Consider the following 20,115-nt stretch of genomic DNA (forward strand, 5'->3'; position numbering starts at 1 on the left):
GTTCATAAAAATAAGCTATAATGAAAATCGTAAAAATGACTTTGAAAGGACTATTATCATATGAAAATCGTAACAGTCGGTCTGGGACTTATCGGCGGCTCGCTGTGCAAGGCGATAAAGAAGCATACGAATCACCTTGTGGGCGGCATTGACATAGACAGAAAGACCGTTAAAATGGCTCTCTCTCAGAATGCAATAGATTACGAGGCAAAGGACGTTTCCGAAGCGGATATCACCATTGTCTCCCTGTTTCCCCCTACAATAATAAGCTATATCAAGGAAAATGCCGACCTTTTCAAGGAGGGCAGCATCGTTATCGACACAGGCGGTATCAAGAAAGCAATTGTTGACGAGGTAACGCCCATTCTTGCTGAAAGAGGAGTTACCTTCATCGGCGTCCACCCAATGGCAGGACGTGAATTTTCCGGCTTTGAATACTCCCTCGACAACCTTTTCGATAACGCAAGCTTTATTATGACCCCCACCGAAAGCACCCCCAAAGAGGAGATAAACATAATCGAGGACCTTGCCAACTCTATCCATTTCAAAAAGGTGGTAAAAGCCACCCCCGAGGAGCACGACAGGATAATCGCCTTCACAAGCCAGCTTGCCCACGTTGTGTCAAACGCATACATCAAAAGCCCCACCCATCAGCAGCAGCTTGGCTTTTCCGCAGGTTCATTCCAGGACCTGACCCGAGTTGCAAAGCTCAACGAAAATATGTGGACGCCCCTCTTCCTTATGAACAAGGAGCCGCTTCTTTTCGAGATAGACTATATTATTGACCGCCTCAGCGAATACCGCAAGGCAATTGCAGAAAATGACAGCGAAACTCTCAGAAGCCTTCTCCGTGACGGAAGAATACTCAAGGAAAACACCCCTGTGGACTGAATTTGCCTTGACTTGTATGGGGCAGATGTGGTATAATAGCTTTGAAAGGAGCTGATACTATGGCTGTCCGAGATGTAAAAATGACCGCAGAGGAATTTCGCTTATTGGAGTCCGACAAACGCTGCGAGCTTATAAATGGGGAAATAGTCTATATGTCTCCTTCCTGTGGACTTCCCTCTGCGTATCCGTTAATTATGGGTACCGAGCCGCAAACTGACAGTCTATACAAAAGTATAAGCGACTTACCAGCGGGGGTTCCCCGCCCGGGATTTCTCCATCAGAAAATATCGGGTGAAATTTTTTTCAGCATCAAAAGCTACATTTCAAAGCATAAGGGCAAATGTCAGGTCTATGCCGCACCTGCCGATGTGAAGCTAAGCGATGATACCGTTGTACAGCCCGACATTTTCGTATCCTGTGACCCAAGCAGGATAGACGGTCAGTATCATAACGGTGCTCCCGACTGGGTCATCGAGATACTTTCCCCCTCCACCGCAGGCATAGATTTAGGCAAAAAGCTTTTTCTTTACCGCTCCGCAGGAGTAAGGGAATACTGGGCAATAGACCCCGATGAAAAGAAGATAATCGTTTATCTCTTTGAAAATTCCCACAGCAATATCGAGTTTTATTCCTTTAAGGACAGTATATCCGCAGGAATTTACCGAAACAATGACGAACCTCTTGTGATAAGAGCCGCAGACTTTTTTGATGAATAAGTTTCTTTCAAAGCACAGAAAGTATGGTCATTCTGTGCTTTGATTTTTTGAAAGGCAGCGAAAATTATGCCCCATTATTATATGTTCCATAAACCGAAAGGCTGTGTCACCGCCAAAAAAGACAGCCTGAGCAAAACCGTAATGGACTATTTTCCCGAGGGAATACGAGACTCCCTCCACCCCTCGGGACGGCTCGATAAGGACACCGAAGGCTTTCTTCTCATAACCGACGACGGCGCCCTGACCTACAGCCTTATGCACCCAAGCAAGCACGTCTCCAAGACATATTTTTTCTATGCCATAGGCGTGCTCACCGAGGAAAAGATAAAAACGGTAGCCGAGGGTTTGACAATGCGGGGCAGCAATACTCCTGTCCGTCCCGCAAGAATAAAGTGCCTGTCCGAAGGCGTGATAACCGAAATTGCTGATCATCTCCCCGAGAATAAGCGTGAGCATTTTCTCAAATACCCTGCCCAGAAAATTTTTTCGGGAGAAATTACCATAGAAGAGGGAAAAAATCATCAGGTAAAGCGGATGCTCAGGGCTATTGACTGCTGTATCGTCTATCTCAAGCGGATAAATATAGGCGGCGTGCCCCTTGACGAAAGCCTTGCCCCGGGGGAGTACAGGGAGCTTACCGATGAGGAGCTTGCAATGCTCCGAAAATAAAAACGGGAGTTCCTATTGACCTTTTGCCATTAAAATGGTATTATAGTAATATGTCATAGCAATGGAAAGATAAGAGTATAATGCTATGAATACCTTAAATTACGGAGATGATAGTGTATGTGCGGATTTGTAGGGTTTACAAATGCCATTGACAACTCAAACAAGGTTCTCGGCGCAATGATGGATAAGATCAAACACAGAGGTCCCGATTCCGAGGGACGGTATATCGACGAATGTATCGCAATGGGCTTTCGCAGGCTCAGTATCATAGACATAACCGAAAGCGGCAACCAGCCTATATTCAACGAGGATAAGTCCAAGGTGCTTTTCTTCAACGGCGAGATATATAACTATATGGATATCCGCAGAGAGCTTGAAGCAAAGGGACATAAATTCACCACCAACACCGACTCCGAGACCCTTATCCACGGCTATGAGGAATACGGCGAGAAGCTTCTTGATAAGCTGAGAGGAATGTTTGCCTTTGTTATCTGGGACAAGGAAAAGAAGGAGCTTTTCGGCGCAAGAGACTTTTTCGGCATCAAGCCTTTTTACTATGCCCTTATGAACGGCACATTTATGTTCGGCTCGGAAATAAAGTCTTTCCTCCCTCACCCCGCCTTCGTAAAAGAGCTTAACACTACCGCTCTTGAAAATTATCTTACCTTCCAGTATTCCCCCACCAATGAGACATTTTTCAAAAACGTCTATAAGCTTCCCCCCGCCCATTGCTTCAAATATAAGGACGGCAAGCTTGATATAAAGCGTTACTGGGACGTTCACTTCAATGCCGACGAGAAGCCCGATATGGATACCTGGGTGGAGCGGATATCCGATACCTTCAAGGATTCGGTGGAAGCCCATAAAATTGCCGATGTAGAGGTAGGCAGCTTCCTTTCCAGCGGAGTTGACTCCAGCTATGCCGCATCCGTTGCAAATGTTGACAAGACCTTTACCGTAGGTTTCGGCGAGGACGAGAAATACAACGAGATAGGCTGGGCCAAGGAATTTTCCAAATATATCGGCAAGGAAAATATCAGCAAGGTCATAACCCCCGACGAATACTGGGACAATATCAAAAAAATACAGTACCATATGGACGAACCTCTTGCCGACCCCTCCTGTATCGCACTTTATTTTGTCTGCAATACAGCCGCACAGTATGTAAAGGTAGTCCTCTCCGGCGAGGGTGCTGACGAGATATTCGGCGGATATAACATCTATAAGGAACCCTTAGGCTCCCACGCCTATAAATCCCTGCCTAAATTTATCCGTAAGGGAATAGGCACAGTTGCCGAAAAGCTCCCTCCCAAAAGAGGAGTAAACTTCCTTGTGCGAAACGGCAAGGACCTTGAGGAAAGATTTATCGGCAATGCCTATATGTTCTCTCCCCGTGACAGAAAGCGTCTCCTTAAAATAAAAACCTCCGCCCCCGATCCCACCGCCATAACAGCCCCCTTCTTTGATAAGGTCAAGGACAAGGACGATATCACCAAAATGCAGTATCTTGACCTCCACCTCTGGATGGCAGGAGATATCCTTCTCAAAGCGGATAAAATGTCAATGGCAAATTCCCTTGAGCTTAGAGTGCCTTTCCTCGATAAGGAAGTAATGGCGCTTGCGGAGCAGATACCCTGGCAGTATCGTGTAAGCACCGAAAACACCAAGCTTGCAATGAGAAAAGCCGCCCTTAAAGCCGCACCTCCCAAGACCGCAAATAAAAAGAAGCTGGGCTTCCCCGTCCCCATCAGAGTATGGCTCAGAGAAGATAAATACTATAACATCGTAAAAGCGGCATTCACCTCTCCTGCCGCAGAGCAGTTCTTCAATACGGATATGCTTGTAAAGCTCCTTGATGACCACAAGGCAGAGAAGTTTGACAACAGCCGCAAGATATGGACAGTATTCATTTTCCTCCAGTGGTATGACGTATATTTCGGGGAGAATGTATGAAAATAATTATCACCCGATAATATCCGGGGTGATCCTCACAGCCTGCAGCGGCGTAGAATTGGAGACCGTGACCAATTCCGCCACCGCAATGACAGGCGAGGGCGTTCTTATTTAAGATATGGAAATGCAAAGCATTTCCGAATAAACCGAAAGGAAAATCTTATGATAGACATCTGCCTTCCGGGAACAGGCGGAATGAAGCCCCTGCCCCACCGTTTTCTCACAGGACTCTGGGCGGAGCATAAGGGGAAAGCCCTGCTTATCGACTGCGGCGAGGGAATGCAGATAGCCCTTGCCAAAGCAGGACTCAGCCTTGCAAGGCTTGATACCTTGCTTATCACCCATTTTCACGCCGACCATATCGCAGGACTGCCGGGACTGCTCCTGTCCGCAGGAAACTACGGCAAATCCTCACCTCTGGTGATATACGCTCCAAAAGGCGGCAGGGAGATAATACAAAGGCTTTGCTGTATCTGCCCCGAGCTGCCATTTGATGTAAGCGTCCACGAAATAAGCGGCGGGGGAACTATCTTCCGGAACGATCTTGAAATAAGCTTTATGCCCGTCAGACATCGTATAGACTGCTATTGCTACAGCATCACCGAGCGCCGTCCCCCCGTGTTCAGCCCCGAAAAGGCGGACAGGCTGGGGGTACCCCTTAATATGCGAAGCGTCCTCCACAAGGGGCAGAGCATAGAACTGGGCGGCAGTATCATCACCCCCGAAATGGTTACGGAAGGGGAGCGGCAGCCCTTAAAGATCACCTACATCACAGATACCGTTTATTTTGAAGACCTTGCCGCCTTTGCCGCAAATTCTAGGCTGCTTGTAAGCGAAGGAATGTACGGCGAGGACAAATACATCCCGAAAATGACGGAAAAGGGTCATATGGTCTTTTCCCAAAGCGCAGAAATTGCCGCACATTCCCGTTCAAAGGAGCTGTGGCTCACCCATTTCAGCCCTGCCCTCACAGCCCCCGAGGAACATCTCGAAGCGGCAAGAGCCATATTCGCAAATACGCTTGCGGGCATTGACGGAATGAAAAAAACAATAAGCTGACCGCAAAAAAATATCCCGCAGTTCCCATTTACGAGAACTGCGGGATAATTATTTTATCATATCTTACTCAACGACCAGAGTGTAATTCTTACCCTCAGAAGCCTTGAAGGTAAATCTTCCGTTCTTGTCGAGAGTGCCGGAAATTATCTCGGTCTTGGTGCTCTTTCTGCCGGAATAAATCGTAAAATCTTTTCCCGCATATTCGGCGCCCAGGTTGATAACGATAACTCCACGTTTGATATCGGAATTGACCTTTATCCTGTTCATATCAGCGTCATATGAGTAAACATAAGAATGTCTCCAGCCGTTTGCAATATATTCTGCCACAGCATTTTTAACAACGCTTATATATACCTTGGAAGCAGGCATTATAAAGCTGCCCTTTTCGGTTATAACAGCGATCCTGTTTCCGCTGCCGTCAGTAACGATGATGTCGTAGCCTAAGTTTGTGCCTACATTAACGACATCTCCTGCCTCTGCATAAGGCTTGTCAATAACAGCATTTCCGCTTACAATAACAGGATATTTTACAGCCGTCTCAGGCACGGGAGCAGGTACGGGAGCAGGGTCTTTCTTAACTGTGTCCTTGTAAGCGATAGCATAGCTTGAGAACTTGTCTGTCATAAAGCTTGCCTTGCCTGTTGCGGGGTCAAATGTGCAGTTAAGAATGTCTGTAACACCGTTGTGAACACGGATTATGAAATATTCTCTTGTAACCTTTTCATCGGCATTGATAAGGCTCTCGGGCACAGTAAAGGTAATAGTGATAGGTGCATTTGTATCGTGGATAGCAGTCTGAAGATCGCCTATCTTCTTGAAGAGAGAAATGTCAAGATACATTCCCACCTTCATATCCTCCGAAAGAACAGCCTCAGTCAGAGCCTTGTCCTTATCGGAAACGGTCTTGTCAGCATTCTGAACGTTAAGGATAATGTGAAGATCGTAGCCGCTGTTGATAAGCGCCTGTTCTTCGGGAGTGATGTCAACAGCGTTCTTTACCTCGACTGCGTCAACGACTGCGCCGCCCACATTGCCCTCAGTCTCGACCTTGATATTGCCTGCGCCGAGAGCGGGGATAACGAATATCTTAGTAACAGCCTCAGTGTTTGTACCGTCGGAAACGCTGACAATTATCTTGAGAGAGCCTTCATTTTCTTCTGTAGCGGGAGTAAGCTCAAATGCGGTAACTGCTGCCTCTGTGCCGCCCTTGTTGTCATCAACGATAGCCTTAACGTCATCGGGAGTGGTGTCGTTAGTGGGCTTGAGACCGTCAAGAGCGGTGTCAATGTCATCGGCAGCCTTTGCAGCCTCGTTTTCGGACGATGCAGGGAGCTTGTCGATAACGTATTCCTTGATAACAGTCTCAATGTTTTCACCGTCGGAAACGGTAATAATTACCTTGAGAGAGCCTTCCTTATCCTCTGTAGCGGGAGTAAGCTCAAATACGGTAATTGCTGCTTCTGTGCCGCCCTTGTTTTCGTCAACGATAGTCTTAACGTCATCGGGAGTAGTGTCGTTAGTGGGTTTGAGGCTGTCAAGAGCCTTGTCGATATCCTCGGCAGCCTTAACGGAAGGCCTTACCTCTCCGCATCTTGTGCATATGCCGTTCTCGTCATAATCGTGTCCGAGAGCGGGATCTTCTGCCTGATTCACAAGAACCTTGCCGCAAACGGAGCAGTGCTTGCCCTCTGTAATGCCTGCTTCTGTGCAGGTAGCCGAAACAGCAGCGTCAATGACCTCTGTGTGGCCGGTGTAATCCACCTTTTTGCTGCAGTCGGGGCAGTCGTGCCAATGTCCGTCCTCATCGGAAGACCACTCGTCGGATACATCGGGGTGTTCGCAGTCTTTTCCGGTAAGAGTTACGGTGATATTATAGTCCTTGAAATTAGCATATCCTGCATCTTCGCCTATTTCATAATCGTTGTTGTTGATATTTTCCTCCGAAAGAGTTTTTCCGGTAACTGGAACGGTAATAACATACTGTGTTCCGTCAGTAACATCTGCAGTAGTGCTGATAACAAGCTTGCCGTCGGATATCACAGCGCTTGTAATAGCAGGGTCGGTAAATACGGGAGTTCCGAAGGTCATATTCTCAGGGCATTCGGGAAGATCAACATAAACATCTTCCAGAACTTCACCGGCAAGAATATTGTCTTCCGCCTTAGCCAGATCCGGATCAACATCTGCAACGTCTGCAGAATAAATTACAACAGCTGTATATCCTTTATTGTCACTATAGTTTTCAAGAGTTGCCTTATAGTAAATAAAGTATACGCCTGCATTCGTGTAAGAAGGAGTAGTATCCAGGTCGTAAACTCCATCTTCGGTGCCGAACTTTACAGCTGCGTTTTCGGGAGAGAATGTAATAGGTACCGTATGAGACTGACCGTTATAATCCTCCATTACAGGAAAGGAATTACGAGCAGAAATATAACCCGGTTTGATAGTCCAGGTCTTTTCAATAGGAGTTGTGGTTTTATAATTTCCAATGCCCTCTACCGAAACGGTATAGGTATCGGGGGCAGTCGCTTTCATTGTGCCTGTTATCTTATAGTCCTTATCGAGGGTAAGCTCTTGTCCTGTAAAAGGAGATGTTACCTTCAGCGTGATCGATTTTTCACTGTTGTCATAAGTAAACAAGGTGCTCGATGTTACGGAAACGCTGCTTGAAGGCAGTTCCTTTGGAGTTATCTCAAACTCCGCATAAGCAGTCGCTTCCTCAATGGTCACACAAGCCTTATATGTTCCTGCTTCCGTAGGCTTGTCCGCACTGTCATATGCGGTGGTGCCGTCTGCGAGAGTACCCACATACTGAATAGCTATATTGCTCTGAGCAACAGGGAAGCCCGAATCAACGGTAAAGCTTGCGCCCGAATAAGCATAGCGTGAATAAGTCATTGGAGTATCCACAGCGCTTACGACTACCTTAGGATTGGCAGTCAGAGGACAGTCATCGGTATTTGTACAGTAAGCCTCAAGTGTATTTGCGTTCTCACCCGTACCTGCCCTATATGCCCAGCTGTGGGGGTGGTACTTTGAATATACCTCGGAAACAGTTTTCAGAACGTCGGTATCGGTCATTTTATTTGTTTTAGCAGCGTCATAATACATTTGTCCGTCGCCGACCGTGGGTGCACTGTAAGAATCGCATATCATATTGTTGTCGGTTCTGACAGATTGTGTGTTTTTGATAGAACCGTTATAGAAATTGAAAGTGCCGGAATAGGCTGACAATGAAGAATTTATTGTCAGATCACCGTACAAATTCAAAGTTCCGTTAGAAAAGACCATAGTGTTGTTCATTGCCCAAGGAGGATTGTTTTGAAGAACATTCAATGTAACATTTCCTTCAAAACTGATATTGGTTCTTGAGATTGTAGAAGTAATGCATCTGGCTCCATACTGACTGCAAATGATTGAAGAATTTTTCAGAACCACATTGCAGGCACTTTGAACATCTAAAGCTGCACCGTTATTTTCGGCAGAATTAAAGGTGATACCATCAAGAGTAAGGTCTGCATTGGCTATCAGATGTATAGTTCTGCCGCCGTTTATGTTTATAGTACCGTTTTTGAAGGTTGTCGCAGCATTTACCTTAAGGCCGTCATCAATATTGTTTGTTGTTGCATTTGCCTTAGTTATATTCAGAGTATTTCCGCCCAGGTCAAAAACGCAGGGCTGATCGATATGCAGCGTTTCGGTGCTGATACTTGACGTAAATTTGTAATATCCTCCTGTGGAAGCAGCAGTCTGCAGTGCTGACTCGGTTGAGATGTCCGTAAAGACATCCGCCGCCGCAGTTATCCCCGTAAACGGCATACACATCATCAGCATAGCCGCCGAAAGGAAAACCGCCAGCGCTCGCCTTAGCCTTGAAATTTTCATAAGAAAAAATCCTCCTTTATGTCTTTCGGGAAAAATCCCGATATTTATACATAAATCATCATAACACGACAAAGACGCCAAAAGAGCGCCACTTTTTATTGTTTTTCGATATAAATCTAAAAGTTAACAGAAAAATTACATTTATTCAATATTTTTGCCATCTGTAAAAAACTGTCAGTTCCCGCCCATTCATATATTTTTGTATAATGTACATAAAAATTTAATCTAATCCGTGCAGAAATCCGATATAATTAACTTAAATATAACAACACTCGGAGGTGCGCTATGATAACAAAAAAATTTCGTGATATAAGCCTGTCAGCCCTTGGAATGGGCAATATGCGCCTGCCTGTAAAGCCGGGCGGCTCTGACAGCGACATCGACCTGGGAAGAGGCACAGAGATAATCGACAAAGCAATGTCCGATGGCATAAACTACTACGATACCGCCTATATCTATCACGGGGGAAAGTCCGAGGAATTTCTCCGTGAAGCCCTCGTAAAACGCTATCCCCGTGACAGCTTTTATATAGCCGATAAATTTTTCATTCACGCAAACCCCGACTATAAAGCCGTATTTGAGGAACAGCTCACCCGTCTGGGCACCGACCGGATCGACTTCTACCTTATCCACAGCGTTACTGACAACACAGCGGAGACCTACATAAAAAGCGGCTGTATCGAATATTTCGAGGAGCAGAAAAGGCTTGGCAGAATAAAATACCTGGGCTTTTCATCTCATTCAAGCCCCGAAAAGCTGAAAGAATTTGCCGCATACCGTGACTGGGACTTTGCCCAGATACAGCTTAATTATTACGACTGGCTCTTCGGCTCGGCAAAAGCGGAGTATGAGATACTGAAAGAAAAAAATATCCCCATTATAGTAATGGAACCCGTCCGTGGCGGCAGACTTGCAAGCCTCACCCCCGAAGCGGAGACTATGTTAAAATCGGCTCACCCCGACCGTTCTTTAGCCTCCTGGGCATTCCGGTGGCTTATGCGCCTTGACGGTATCAAGGTGATACTCAGCGGAATGTCCGATAACGAGCAGATGTCCGACAATCTCAGGACCTTTTCGGAAAATTCCCCCCTCACCGACGATGAGGAAAAACTCCTTTTCAAAGCCTGCGAAATATTCCGAAGCGCCGTAAGAGTGCCCTGCACCGCCTGCCGCTACTGCTGCAGCGGCTGTCCCGCCGAAATAAATATCCCCGAGGTCTTAAACCTCTACAACCGCTATAAAATTGACGGCGAATGGGCGCTTGAGGATATGGACAAGCTTGATACCAAGGGCAAGCCCAAGGACTGCATAGGCTGTGCCGCCTGCGAGAATCATTGCCCCCAGGGAATAGCCATAAGCAAAATAATGGCAGAACTTGCGGAGAAAACATCGAAATGACCATACAGTATAAAAATTTCAGCATAACCTTCTCCCCCGAAGGAAAAGCTCTCGCAGAGCTTGTGAGCCGCACTCTCGGGGAAAATATGAGCAGGATAACCGCCTTTTTCGGACTTGACGGCATAGACCATTGTCAGAAAATAATTCTTTACCCCACCGCAGAAGAATACAAAGCCCATACCGAAAAGTTCACCGAATATTACAGCTGGATGATAGGCGATACATATGACGGCAATATAAACCTCCTCTCTCTCGATAGGTGCAGAGAAGCACAGGGACACGAAAATATGACCGATGAAGATTACATAAAGCTTATCCTCCACGAGTTCACCCACATCTGCCAGCAGCAGATAAACCCCAATGCCAACGGAGTAATATGGTTCTGGGAAGCCCTCGCCCAGAACCTCTCGGGACAGACAAATGCGGATATCGAACTGACCTGCACCCCGAAGGAGCTTTCGGAAGACTACATAAATCTTCCCGGCAATTACGCCATAAGCTGTAAGCTTGGCAGATATATGCTGCAAAGCTTTCCCCACGAAAGGATAATGGAATATGTAAGATACCCCGAAAAGCTTATGGAAGATACCCCGACCATTCTAAGTGAAGCAAGGAACTCGGAAAGGAGCGGCAAATAAAAATGGATATCGAAGCTCAGTTCAATAAAATAGCCCGTGAATACGACCAAAACCGCCGAAAATTCATACCCTGCTTTGAGGATCTCTACATCACCTCTACCGACTTCATAGCCGCAAATATCAAAGAGCCTCAGTCTGTCCTCGACCTCGGCGCAGGCACGGGACTTCTTGCATCAATGTGGTATAAGCACTTCCCCGACTGCAATTATGTCCTTACGGATATAGCGGAAGAAATGCTTGACGTGGCACGAAAGCGCTTTTCGTGCTGCGAAAACGTAAGCTTTGAGATATCCGACTATACCGCAGACCTGCCCGACCGGAGCTTTGACGCCATTATATCCGCCCTCTCTGTCCACCACCTTACAGACGAAGATAAGCAGAAGCTTTTCCTGCGCATATACGAAAAGCTTCCCGCAGGCGGCATATTCGTAAACTATGACCAGTTCTGCGCCGCCGACCCCACAACGGATACGTGGTATAACTCCTACTGGGAAAATAAGCTGTACACAAGCGGACTGACCGTGACCGACATTACCCTATGGAAAGAGCGCCGCAAGCTTGATAAGGAATGTTCGGCGGAGCAGGAGATAAAAATGCTCCGAAACAGCGGCTTCAAACCGGCAAGCTGTATCTATTCAAACCTTAAATTCTCGGTCATCGCAGCAGTAAAATAAACATACGGAAAGGACGACCCGAAGTGAAAAAAATATCAATGCTCATAAACGCCCGTGACAGGATATCCCATATAAATCCCGAGCTTTACGGCCATTTCTCCGAACATCTCGGCAGATGTATCTATAACGGCATTTACGTAGGAGAAAACTCGACCATACCCAACACCGACGGCATAAGAAACGATATCATCGAAGCATTCAGAAACATAAAGCTGCCCGTCCTCCGCTGGCCGGGGGGCTGCTTTGCGGACGAATACCATTGGAAAGACGGAATAGGCGAAAAATCAAAGCGCAAGAAGATGATAAACACCAACTGGGGCGGCGTGTCCGAGGACAATTCCTTCGGCACCCACGAATTTATGCGGCTCTGCGAGCTTGTGGGCTGTGAGCCGTACATAGCGGGAAATCTGGGCAGCGGCACCATAACCGAGCTTTCGGAGTGGGTGGAATATATGACTCTCGAAGGCGGCTCTCCAATGTCCGAGCTCAGAAAGCAAAACGGCAGAGAAAAGCCCTGGAAACTGAAATACTTAGGCATAGGCAATGAAAACTGGGGCTGCGGCGGAAATATGCGCCCCGAATACTACGCCGACGAATACCGCCGCTATCAGAGCTTCTGCAAAAACTACTCGGGAAACGAACTTTTCAAAATAGCCTGCGGACCCAATTCCGATGACTACAACTGGACAGAGACCATAATGAAAAGCCTGAATAAATATCAGACAAGGGGCATATCTCTCCACTACTACACCATACCCACAGGTGATTGGAACAAAAAAGGCAGCGCCCGTGAATTTGACAATGACCTCTATTACAGCACTATCTCAAAGACCCTCTATATGGACGAGCTTATCACCCGCCACACCGAAATAATGAACCGCTATGACCCCAATAACGATATCGGACTTATCGTAGACGAGTGGGGCTGCTGGTATGACGTGGAGGAGGGCACAAACCCGGGCTTCCTCTATCAGCAGAACACAATGCGTGACGCAATTGTAGCAGCCTGCAATTTAAACATCTTCAACAGACACAGCAAGCGTGTCATAATGGCAAACCTTGCCCAGGCGGTAAACGTGCTCCAGTCCCTTATCCTCACCGAGGGCGAAAAAATGGTCAAAACTCCCACCTATCACGTGTTCGGCCTTTTCAAGGAGCATCAGAACGGTGAGCTTGTCTACTGCTTCAGCGAAGCCGCAGAAACAGGGGATAAGGACAAGATACCACTCCTCTCAAGCTCCGCATCGGTCAAGGACGGAGTAATGACCCTTACCCTTGCAAACTGCTCCCTCGAGGACAGCGCCCATATCTCCTGCGATATCAGAGGCTTTGAATGTACCGAAGCCTCAGCCCGTATCCTCACCGCCGAGGTGCATACCTGCAACGATTTTGACGCCCCCGAGCGTGTCACCCCTGCTGCATATCCAGTAAAGCTTGAAAACAGCGTCCTCACCGCCGAGCTTCCCCCCTGCTCCGTAGTAAGCGTGACCATAAAATGAGCCGCCCTTTCTGTAAAAAGTGTTTTTTTGCGGAACTTGACCCCAATGGGATATATAAGGAAATAACCGAGCTTATAGCCGCCCTCCCCGATGAAAAGCGCACCGATGAAGCTGAATACCGCCGCCGTCTTAAAATCTGCGGCGGGTGTGACTATTTAGGCGAAGGCACCTGCGGCAAATGCGGCTGCTTTGCGGAACTGAGAGCCGCCAAAAAGGATATGCACTGCCCCTGCGAAGAACACTATTGGTAAAAAAACAGCGTCCGCCTAAAAAGCGAATGCTGCAGTTTGTCGATAAAGTGATTAGATGAAAAAATTTGCATAAATAAGGTCATAGTAAAAGTTTCGTCCACCTTTTCAAAGGTGGCAGGTTTCCAAAGGGCGGCGCCCTTTGGTCGCCCTTCCGCAATGATAAACAAAGTTTATCTGCGAAATCCCCTTTTATCCTTCAAGAACGGAGCAAGGGGTGAGAAATGCGACAGCATTTCGAGGGGAAGGCATATTGTGAAGCAAGCTTCACACGACCGCCTCCCCTTCTTACAAGTTTTAGGTAACTTACCCTCAAAAACGTTCCGGTGGAACGTTTTTGACAAAGAAAATCCCTTATAAGTTTGTGCAGATTATACAATTGTCATTTCTTTTTCGACAGACTGCAGCGTCCGCATAAAACTAAAAAGCGAACGCTGTTTTTATGCACTCAGTCCACAACAAGCGTAGCCGAAGCATAAGCTTTGTAAGGTCTGCCGTTCTCGTCGAATTCGGCAGTATATCTGACGTGAAAAGGTATCCTGTCCTTAGTAAGGGGAATTATCGCCTCAAGGTGGTCCGCACCCTCCGCAAGCTGACGGTGCCAGTCACGGTACATATCCGCATAGTCCGCAGGGAACAGTCCCGACTCTATAACAGGCTCGGGATAATTTTTCACCACATCGGGCATACCCAGATCTCTTTTGCATCTTGAGCAGGGAAACATTTCCTTAGTGTCGATAACATATTCCCAGCAGTAAATGTTGGCGTGTTCGCCGGCTGTGCGGAATTTCTTCTCGTTTTCGTACAGCGCCATATACATTTTCTTTTCGGCGGTAATATTCTGTATCATAACATAGAAAAGGAACCGTGATTTAGTCCTGCCTAGCACACGCATAGTGCTTTTAATGTAAAGAGTGTCCTCACCGCAGCAGGGGGAGTGAACAATGCGCCGTGTCTTGCATACCTCCTCGTCGTCCGACTCTATGGCACGCTTTGCGGTATCAATGTAAATATCCCTGTTTTCATTGTCAAGCTGAACGTTTTCCATACCGAGGATAATATCTTTCTGAGACATATTCATACCAAGCTCTTTGAGATATTTCTCATTGACCCTCAGCATTTCGATATCGCCGTTTTCATATGAAAAAACAGCGGCGCCGCCAACGAAGTTGTTGAATATCAGGGTCTCCAGAGTCTCGGGGTCCCAGAATTTTTCTGTGTCGAGCCTGTCGATGAACCGCATAGCAGGGAGTGCCGTATCCGTTTTGCCCGAAGTGAGCATAGCGGTAAAATTTTCTTCGGGAACGGGCTTTGAATAAAGGTAGCCTTGAATGTATTCACAGCCGATGCTTTTCAGATAATCCGCCTGTTCCAAAGTCTCAACGCCCTCGGCAATAACGGGAGTTTTCAGCCAGTTTGCCATTCTTATAACGGAGCTTATGATAATTCCGCCTCTGCCGCCGATACCGCCTCTTAAAAATATCATATCGAGTTTTATAACGTCCACCTCAATGTCTTTAAGAACATTGAGAGAGGAATATCCGCTGCCGAAATCGTCCATTTCGACCACATAGCCCAGGGAGTGAAATTTGTTAACTATCCTTGCCGGCAGATCATTTTCACCCACAGCGGCGCTTTCGGTAATTTCCACACGGAGATATTTTACGGGAACGCCGTATTTCTTTCTGATATCCTCCATTCTGTCAATAAAATCACCGAAGAACAGATCGTGACGGGAAACGTTGAAGGATATGGGTACCAAAGTAATGTTATTTTCAATGCATCTGCTTATATATCTGCACAGCTCCTCAAAAACGTACAGGTCGAGCCTTGTAATAAGTCCGTTTGACTCAAACAAAGGGATAAAATCGGCAGGGGACTGCATACCGTACTCGGGGTGTATCCACCTGACAAGAGCCTCTGCGCCAACTATCCTTTTGCTGGAATGGTTCACCTGTGGCTGAAAGAAAATGCAGAAATGCTTTTCCTCAAACGCCCTTTCCGCACAGTTCAAAAGCTCGGATTTGCTCATAATATATCTGTTATTGCTGTCTGACATATTAAAACAGTCCTTTACTTAAAAGTTATCTCAGCTTCTGCCTTTAAGCTTTTTCTTTGCCTTGTCCATATACATAAGCTTGTCGGACTTTTTGAGTATCTCCTTGAAATCGCCTGTTTCTTCGGGTCTTGCCTTGTAAATTCCCACGCTGGCGGAAACCTTGTAGGGCTTGCCCGATGAAGCGGTGTAGCTTTCAAGATACCTGTCGATATCCCCCTTGATATCCCCCGAATATTCGCCGTTTATCACAGCGATCATCTCGTCGCCGCCAAATCTTGCGCAGACAGCCTCATCGGGACAGCAGGCTTTGAGAGCCAGAGCCACCGCACGTATAGCCACATCACCTTCGCCGTGACCGTAGGTGTCGTTGATGTACTTGAGGTCGTCGAGATCGGCAAGTATCACCGTCAGACCGTCCGTACACTCTTCAATGATCTTATCATATTCCTTTATAAATCCGTTTCGGTTGTAAAGTCCTGTCAATGCGTCCGATTTGTACATTTCTTCAATACGTGTGTTAAGGTAATGCTGATATCGCATATTGCGGTAGCTGCCGATGGCAGAGTTCAGAGCGTTTATGGTCTGAGGCATTTTGCAGTAGTTTGAAAGATCGAAATCATTAAAGTGGAAGCATACATATCCCAGAGGATTTTCCAGGAAGTTGATAGCGAAAAATATCAGAGGGACCTTTTTTTCTATGACCCATTTGATCTTCGGGAAGATCTCGGAAGAGCTGAAATACTGAGGCTTATAATAAGGCTCATAGTCGGTGTCGAAGAGCAGGAACAGCTTTTCCTCTGAGAAATTCTTTACGCATACCGAACGGGGGTCTGCGGATTCGTCGATGCATTCGGGCTTTAAAACGCAGACCGTATTGTAAAAATACTGACCACGGTTGAATTTCTGAGCCAGCTCCTCAACGGTTTCGCATATCTGCGCTCTTGTGGCAATGGTATTGAAGGCATAGCTCTCCTCCTGAAAGAGGAAGAATCGGTTGTTCACGTCGTTCAGATACAGAGACGTGTTTATAGTCTCGGCGCAGCGGCAGCCGCAGGACTCGGAAATAATTACTCTTGGTGTTATCAGTTCCCGGACAGGACCCTTATATCCTTCAAAGATCCTGTCGAGAACCTTAGCGGTCTCTCTTGCCATATCCTCGTAGCTGCACAGGCAGGAGGTTATCTTGGGAACGGAAAATTTAATGGACTCAATACCGTCAAAGCCCGTAACTATAATATCGTCCGGAACTCGTATGTTATGTTCGGCAAGAACTCCGCATACGCTTATCGCCATAGTGTCGTTGGCACAGATAAATGCCTTGGGGAGCCTGTTTTCGGCAATTAGCTTTTTGACTGCGTTTTCGGTGGGCACCGACCAGAAATCGCCGTAGCTCAGCATATCCTCGGAAAATGTTATGCCCTTCTTTTCAAGCTCACGCTTAAAGACTTCTATGCGCTTTTCCGAGAAATCGTTTCCTTTCTGCCCTGCTATCATATGCAGATCGGTCACGCCGTGGTATTCCATAACGTGGCGTATAACAAGAGCAAAGCCTTCTTCAAAATCAAATTCCAGACTGCGGTAATTTGGTTCGATTCCCCCTGCGAAGATAACGGATATATCACGTTCTCCGCAGTTTTTGCGTATAGCGTCGATAGTATCTCTGCTCTTTATCTTTTCGTCCATAATAATAACAGCGTCGGTCACATCGTAGTTTATAAGACTGAAAACCGAAGCCTCGCCTCTGTCCTCGGGAGTGTTCCAGTAAAGGTCGGTGCAGGTGGCATATACGAAAAGCCGCCAGTCTCTTTCTTCAAAGAATTTGCTGAGATTCATAATATAGTCGTGGCTCACATCGTCGTTTATCTGTGACAAGCACAGAGCGATAACCTTTTTGCCGAACATCATTGCCAAAAACGCCTCCTTTCCCCTTAAAATATATTGCCCGAAGCATTAAACAAAAGCTCAGCGCCGATTATGAAAACGTTTATATATAATTACACATATTATACCATAAGGGTATGGAAAATTCAACAGAAAATATAAAAATTCACCGTATTTTATAAAAAAATGCTCAGGATTTGTGAAATATGCAGATTTGCAAAAAAGATATGTTTTACGAAATTCCCCTTTGTAATGTAAATGATTTCATCGGTTTGGGGAAGCGGCACAAAAATTTTCGTTATTTTGCCTATTTATTGCCGTGCAAAGCCTTCAATATGTATAAAAATGCTTGTCAGGCAATATATTTTAAAAAAATCTATTGCAATTATTATTAAAAATTGTTATAATTATATCAGAAAATTTTGCGCCCGAGCGCATTCGTTAGGAGTGTATATCTGATGACAGAGCTTATTAGTGTCAATGAGGAAAGGTGTATAGGCTGCAATGCTTGTATCAGAGCCTGTCCCTCTCCCGAGGCAAACACGGTAAAGACGCTGGAAAACGGTAAGACCGTTACCGTGATAAACAATGAAAAGTGCATTGCCTGCGGCGAATGCGTAAAGGTCTGCAAGGCTAAGGCAAGAGATTACGACGATGATACCGACAAATTCTTCAAGGACCTCAAGGAGAGGAAGATCATCGTTATCGCTCACCCCTCTATCAAAACGGCCTTCCCCGGTACCTGGCAGGCTGTGCTCAAGTGGTTCAAGCAGAACGGCGCAGACGGTGTTTACGACGGCTCCTACGGTGCGGATATATGTACCTGGGGCTATGTGAGAGCCATCGAGCAGGGCAACGCAAAGAACGTTATTTCCCAGCACTGTCCCGCTGTTGTAAGGTATATGGAGCTTTATCACCCCGATGAGACGAGAGATCTTTCTCCCGTTCACAGCCCCGTTTCCTGCGAGGCTATCTACATAAGGGACTTTATCAAGAAAAACTACGCTGTTGCCGTGCTGACTCCCTGTCCTGCTATGAAGCTGGAGTTCGAGTCCACGGGTCACGCTGAGTACAACATCACCTTCAAGCGCCTCAAGGAGTATTTCCGCCGCAAGAAGATAGACTTCAACAAGGCTCTCGAGGGCGATCAGCACTATGATTTCGACGACCAGGTACAGGGCTGTATGGGCGGTATTTTCCCCACTCCCGGAGGACTCAGATATAACCTGTCCATCAATATCCCCGATATCATTGCCGTAAACTCGGACGGCCCCGGGGTATACAAGGAGCTTGACGAATACTGCGAGCTGCCTGCTCACCGTCACCCTCAGGTGTTCGAGGCGCTGTCCTGCAGCGGAGGCTGCGGCTGTGGCTGCGGTATAGGCAACGAGGGCGATCAGACAGCCCTTGAGATAAAGGCTATTATGCGTGAGGTGGAGATCGACGCACGTAACCGCCGTAAGACTGCTCTCAACGGCGTTGACAAGGCGTTCAAGATATTCGATGACCGTATCAACCCCAGAAGCCTTATGAGAAACTACGAGTCAAGCGGAAAAGCGGTTCCCGAGCCTTCGGAAAAGGACCTTGAGGAGGCTTACGCTAAGCTTGGCAAAACAAGCGAGTACGACCGTAAGATAGACTGCGGTGCCTGCGGCTACAGCAGCTGTGCGGAGATGGCTAAGGCTGTTTACTCGGGCAGAAATATCCCCGCAAACTGTATCAGATGCGCTAAGGCTTCCTCGGGAGGCGCTGTTCCTGTGAGCCGCCCTGCGGACAACGGCAAGGCTGCCGAGATAGCCGAAAAGGTGAGCGGTTTCGCCAACAACCTGCTCGCCGATATCGAGAACATCTATGCCAGCCTTTACAGCATTGACTCGTCTAATCAGAAGTCCGCTTCTATGTCGGGTATTGTTGTTAATATACTGGAAAAGGTGGTAGGCTTCTGCTCTTCGGTGGAGAGCATTGATTCGGACAATCTGCCTATGCTCGTTTCTACTCTCGAAAAGCTCCAGTCGGCTGTTTCCTCGCTTAACGACAATATTACCGAGTCGGCTAACGGCTCTTCTACTATAAGAGAGGCTATGCAGGCGGTGGCTGATGCTACGACTCAGCTTAATGTTATGGCTCAGGATATGGTATCCTCTGTTTCCGATAAGTATTGATTTTTGCGCTTTAGTCTGACGGAAAATATGGCGGATTTACAGCAATTGTAAATTTCTCTTTGAAATCGGGCTATTGTAAACCCCGAATGTGAACTTTATGGGCTTTTTCGGCTCTTATATTCCCCGAAATGCAGGATCTGAAATTATGAACTGCATTTCGGGGAATTTTTGTTAAGATAATTATATTACGAAATTGTTAAAACGGGGACTTTTTTGCATTTTTCTGTTTGAGAGTATTTGGCTCGTCATTTTGGCGGGTGACGACCCGCGGCGAGACGTTCTGTAATTTATTTTGGCGGCAGAATGTCGGCTCGGTAACGTTACAAATATGTGTAATGGTTTCACAAAAATTTGTAGGGGACGGGTCTCCCGTCCCGTTTTCA

15 protein-coding genes are annotated in these 20,115 nt (G+C 46.8%); 12 read left to right on the top strand and 3 right to left on the bottom strand.

Annotated features, from left to right (window positions below; translation table 11 throughout):
• Positions 1-60 precede the first annotated feature (60 nt).
• The 6 genes from ACR0QN_RS00510 to ACR0QN_RS00535 all read left to right on the top strand — a co-directional run bounded on the left by ACR0QN_RS00510 (position 61) and on the right by ACR0QN_RS00535 (position 5,288).
• Positions 61-891 (top strand): prephenate dehydrogenase, encoded by an 831-nt coding sequence (locus ACR0QN_RS00510; protein ID WP_432649232.1) that lies wholly within the window; start codon positions 61-63, stop codon positions 889-891.
• A 59-nt stretch (positions 892-950) separates the two neighbouring features.
• Complete coding sequence (locus ACR0QN_RS00515; RefSeq protein ID WP_432649233.1) at positions 951-1,607, top strand: Uma2 family endonuclease; 657 nt, start codon at positions 951-953, stop codon at positions 1,605-1,607.
• Between the two features lie 66 nt (positions 1,608-1,673).
• Entirely contained in the window at positions 1,674-2,276 is a 603-nt protein-coding gene (locus ACR0QN_RS00520) for a pseudouridine synthase (protein WP_432649234.1), read from the top strand.
• 117 nt (positions 2,277-2,393) lie between these two features.
• Positions 2,394-4,229 carry an asparagine synthase (glutamine-hydrolyzing) gene (asnB, locus tag ACR0QN_RS00525; RefSeq protein WP_432649235.1) on the top strand — a complete coding sequence of 612 codons (1,836 nt, stop codon included), beginning with the start codon at positions 2,394-2,396 and terminating at the stop codon, positions 4,227-4,229.
• Positions 4,222-4,344 carry a hypothetical protein gene (locus tag ACR0QN_RS00530; protein ID WP_432649236.1) on the top strand — a complete coding sequence of 41 codons (123 nt, stop codon included), beginning with the start codon at positions 4,222-4,224 and terminating at the stop codon, positions 4,342-4,344. The genes asnB and ACR0QN_RS00530 overlap by 8 nt, the downstream gene beginning before the upstream one ends.
• Before the next feature lie 47 nt (positions 4,345-4,391).
• Positions 4,392-5,288 (top strand): ribonuclease Z, encoded by an 897-nt coding sequence (locus ACR0QN_RS00535; protein ID WP_432649237.1) that lies wholly within the window; start codon positions 4,392-4,394, stop codon positions 5,286-5,288.
• Between the two features lie 63 nt (positions 5,289-5,351).
• On the opposite strand, the gene ACR0QN_RS00540 is transcribed toward ACR0QN_RS00535, so the two are convergent.
• Positions 5,352-9,173 carry a hypothetical protein gene (locus tag ACR0QN_RS00540; protein WP_432649238.1) on the bottom strand — a complete coding sequence of 1,274 codons (3,822 nt, stop codon included), beginning with the start codon at positions 9,171-9,173 and terminating at the stop codon, positions 5,352-5,354.
• Positions 9,174-9,458: 285 nt separating this feature from the next.
• On the opposite strand from ACR0QN_RS00540, the gene ACR0QN_RS00545 reads away from it, so the two are divergent.
• Genes ACR0QN_RS00545 through ACR0QN_RS00565 form a run of 5 tightly spaced genes read left to right on the top strand, consistent with a single transcriptional unit; the run spans position 9,459 to position 13,633 of the window.
• The gene (locus ACR0QN_RS00545; RefSeq protein WP_432649239.1) at positions 9,459-10,571 is read left to right on the top strand and encodes an aldo/keto reductase; all 1,113 of its coding nucleotides are present in this window, start codon (positions 9,459-9,461) and stop codon (positions 10,569-10,571) included.
• Positions 10,568-11,209: a hypothetical protein gene (locus tag ACR0QN_RS00550; RefSeq protein ID WP_432649240.1), complete on the top strand. Its 642-nt coding sequence runs from the start codon at positions 10,568-10,570 to the stop codon at positions 11,207-11,209. Before ACR0QN_RS00545 ends, ACR0QN_RS00550 begins: the two co-directional genes overlap by 4 nt.
• A 2-nt stretch (positions 11,210-11,211) precedes the next feature.
• A complete protein-coding gene (locus ACR0QN_RS00555) occupies positions 11,212-11,883 on the top strand; it encodes a class I SAM-dependent methyltransferase (protein ID WP_432649241.1) in 672 nt (223 codons plus the stop codon).
• A gap of 23 nt (positions 11,884-11,906) precedes the next feature.
• The gene (locus ACR0QN_RS00560) at positions 11,907-13,382 is read left to right on the top strand and encodes an alpha-N-arabinofuranosidase (protein ID WP_432649242.1); all 1,476 of its coding nucleotides are present in this window, start codon (positions 11,907-11,909) and stop codon (positions 13,380-13,382) included.
• Positions 13,379-13,633 carry a DUF6171 family protein gene (locus tag ACR0QN_RS00565; RefSeq protein WP_432649243.1) on the top strand — a complete coding sequence of 85 codons (255 nt, stop codon included), beginning with the start codon at positions 13,379-13,381 and terminating at the stop codon, positions 13,631-13,633. Before ACR0QN_RS00560 ends, ACR0QN_RS00565 begins: the two co-directional genes overlap by 4 nt.
• A gap of 445 nt (positions 13,634-14,078) precedes the next feature.
• Here ACR0QN_RS00565 and ACR0QN_RS00570 read toward each other — a convergent pair whose 3' ends face one another.
• Complete coding sequence (locus ACR0QN_RS00570; RefSeq protein WP_432649244.1) at positions 14,079-15,689, bottom strand: EAL domain-containing protein; 1,611 nt, start codon at positions 15,687-15,689, stop codon at positions 14,079-14,081.
• A gap of 30 nt (positions 15,690-15,719) precedes the next feature.
• Positions 15,720-17,594: a GGDEF domain-containing protein gene (locus ACR0QN_RS00575; protein WP_432649314.1), complete on the bottom strand. Its 1,875-nt coding sequence runs from the start codon at positions 17,592-17,594 to the stop codon at positions 15,720-15,722.
• A 434-nt stretch (positions 17,595-18,028) separates the two neighbouring features.
• Here ACR0QN_RS00575 and ACR0QN_RS00580 point away from each other — a divergent pair, with 434 nt between their 5' ends.
• The gene (locus tag ACR0QN_RS00580) at positions 18,029-19,732 is read left to right on the top strand and encodes a [Fe-Fe] hydrogenase large subunit C-terminal domain-containing protein (RefSeq protein WP_432649245.1); all 1,704 of its coding nucleotides are present in this window, start codon (positions 18,029-18,031) and stop codon (positions 19,730-19,732) included.
• Positions 19,733-20,115 lie beyond the last annotated feature (383 nt).

Source organism: Huintestinicola sp., from assembly GCF_050874005.1.
In the GTDB taxonomy this organism is placed as follows: Bacteria; Bacillota; Clostridia; order Oscillospirales; family Ruminococcaceae; genus Huintestinicola.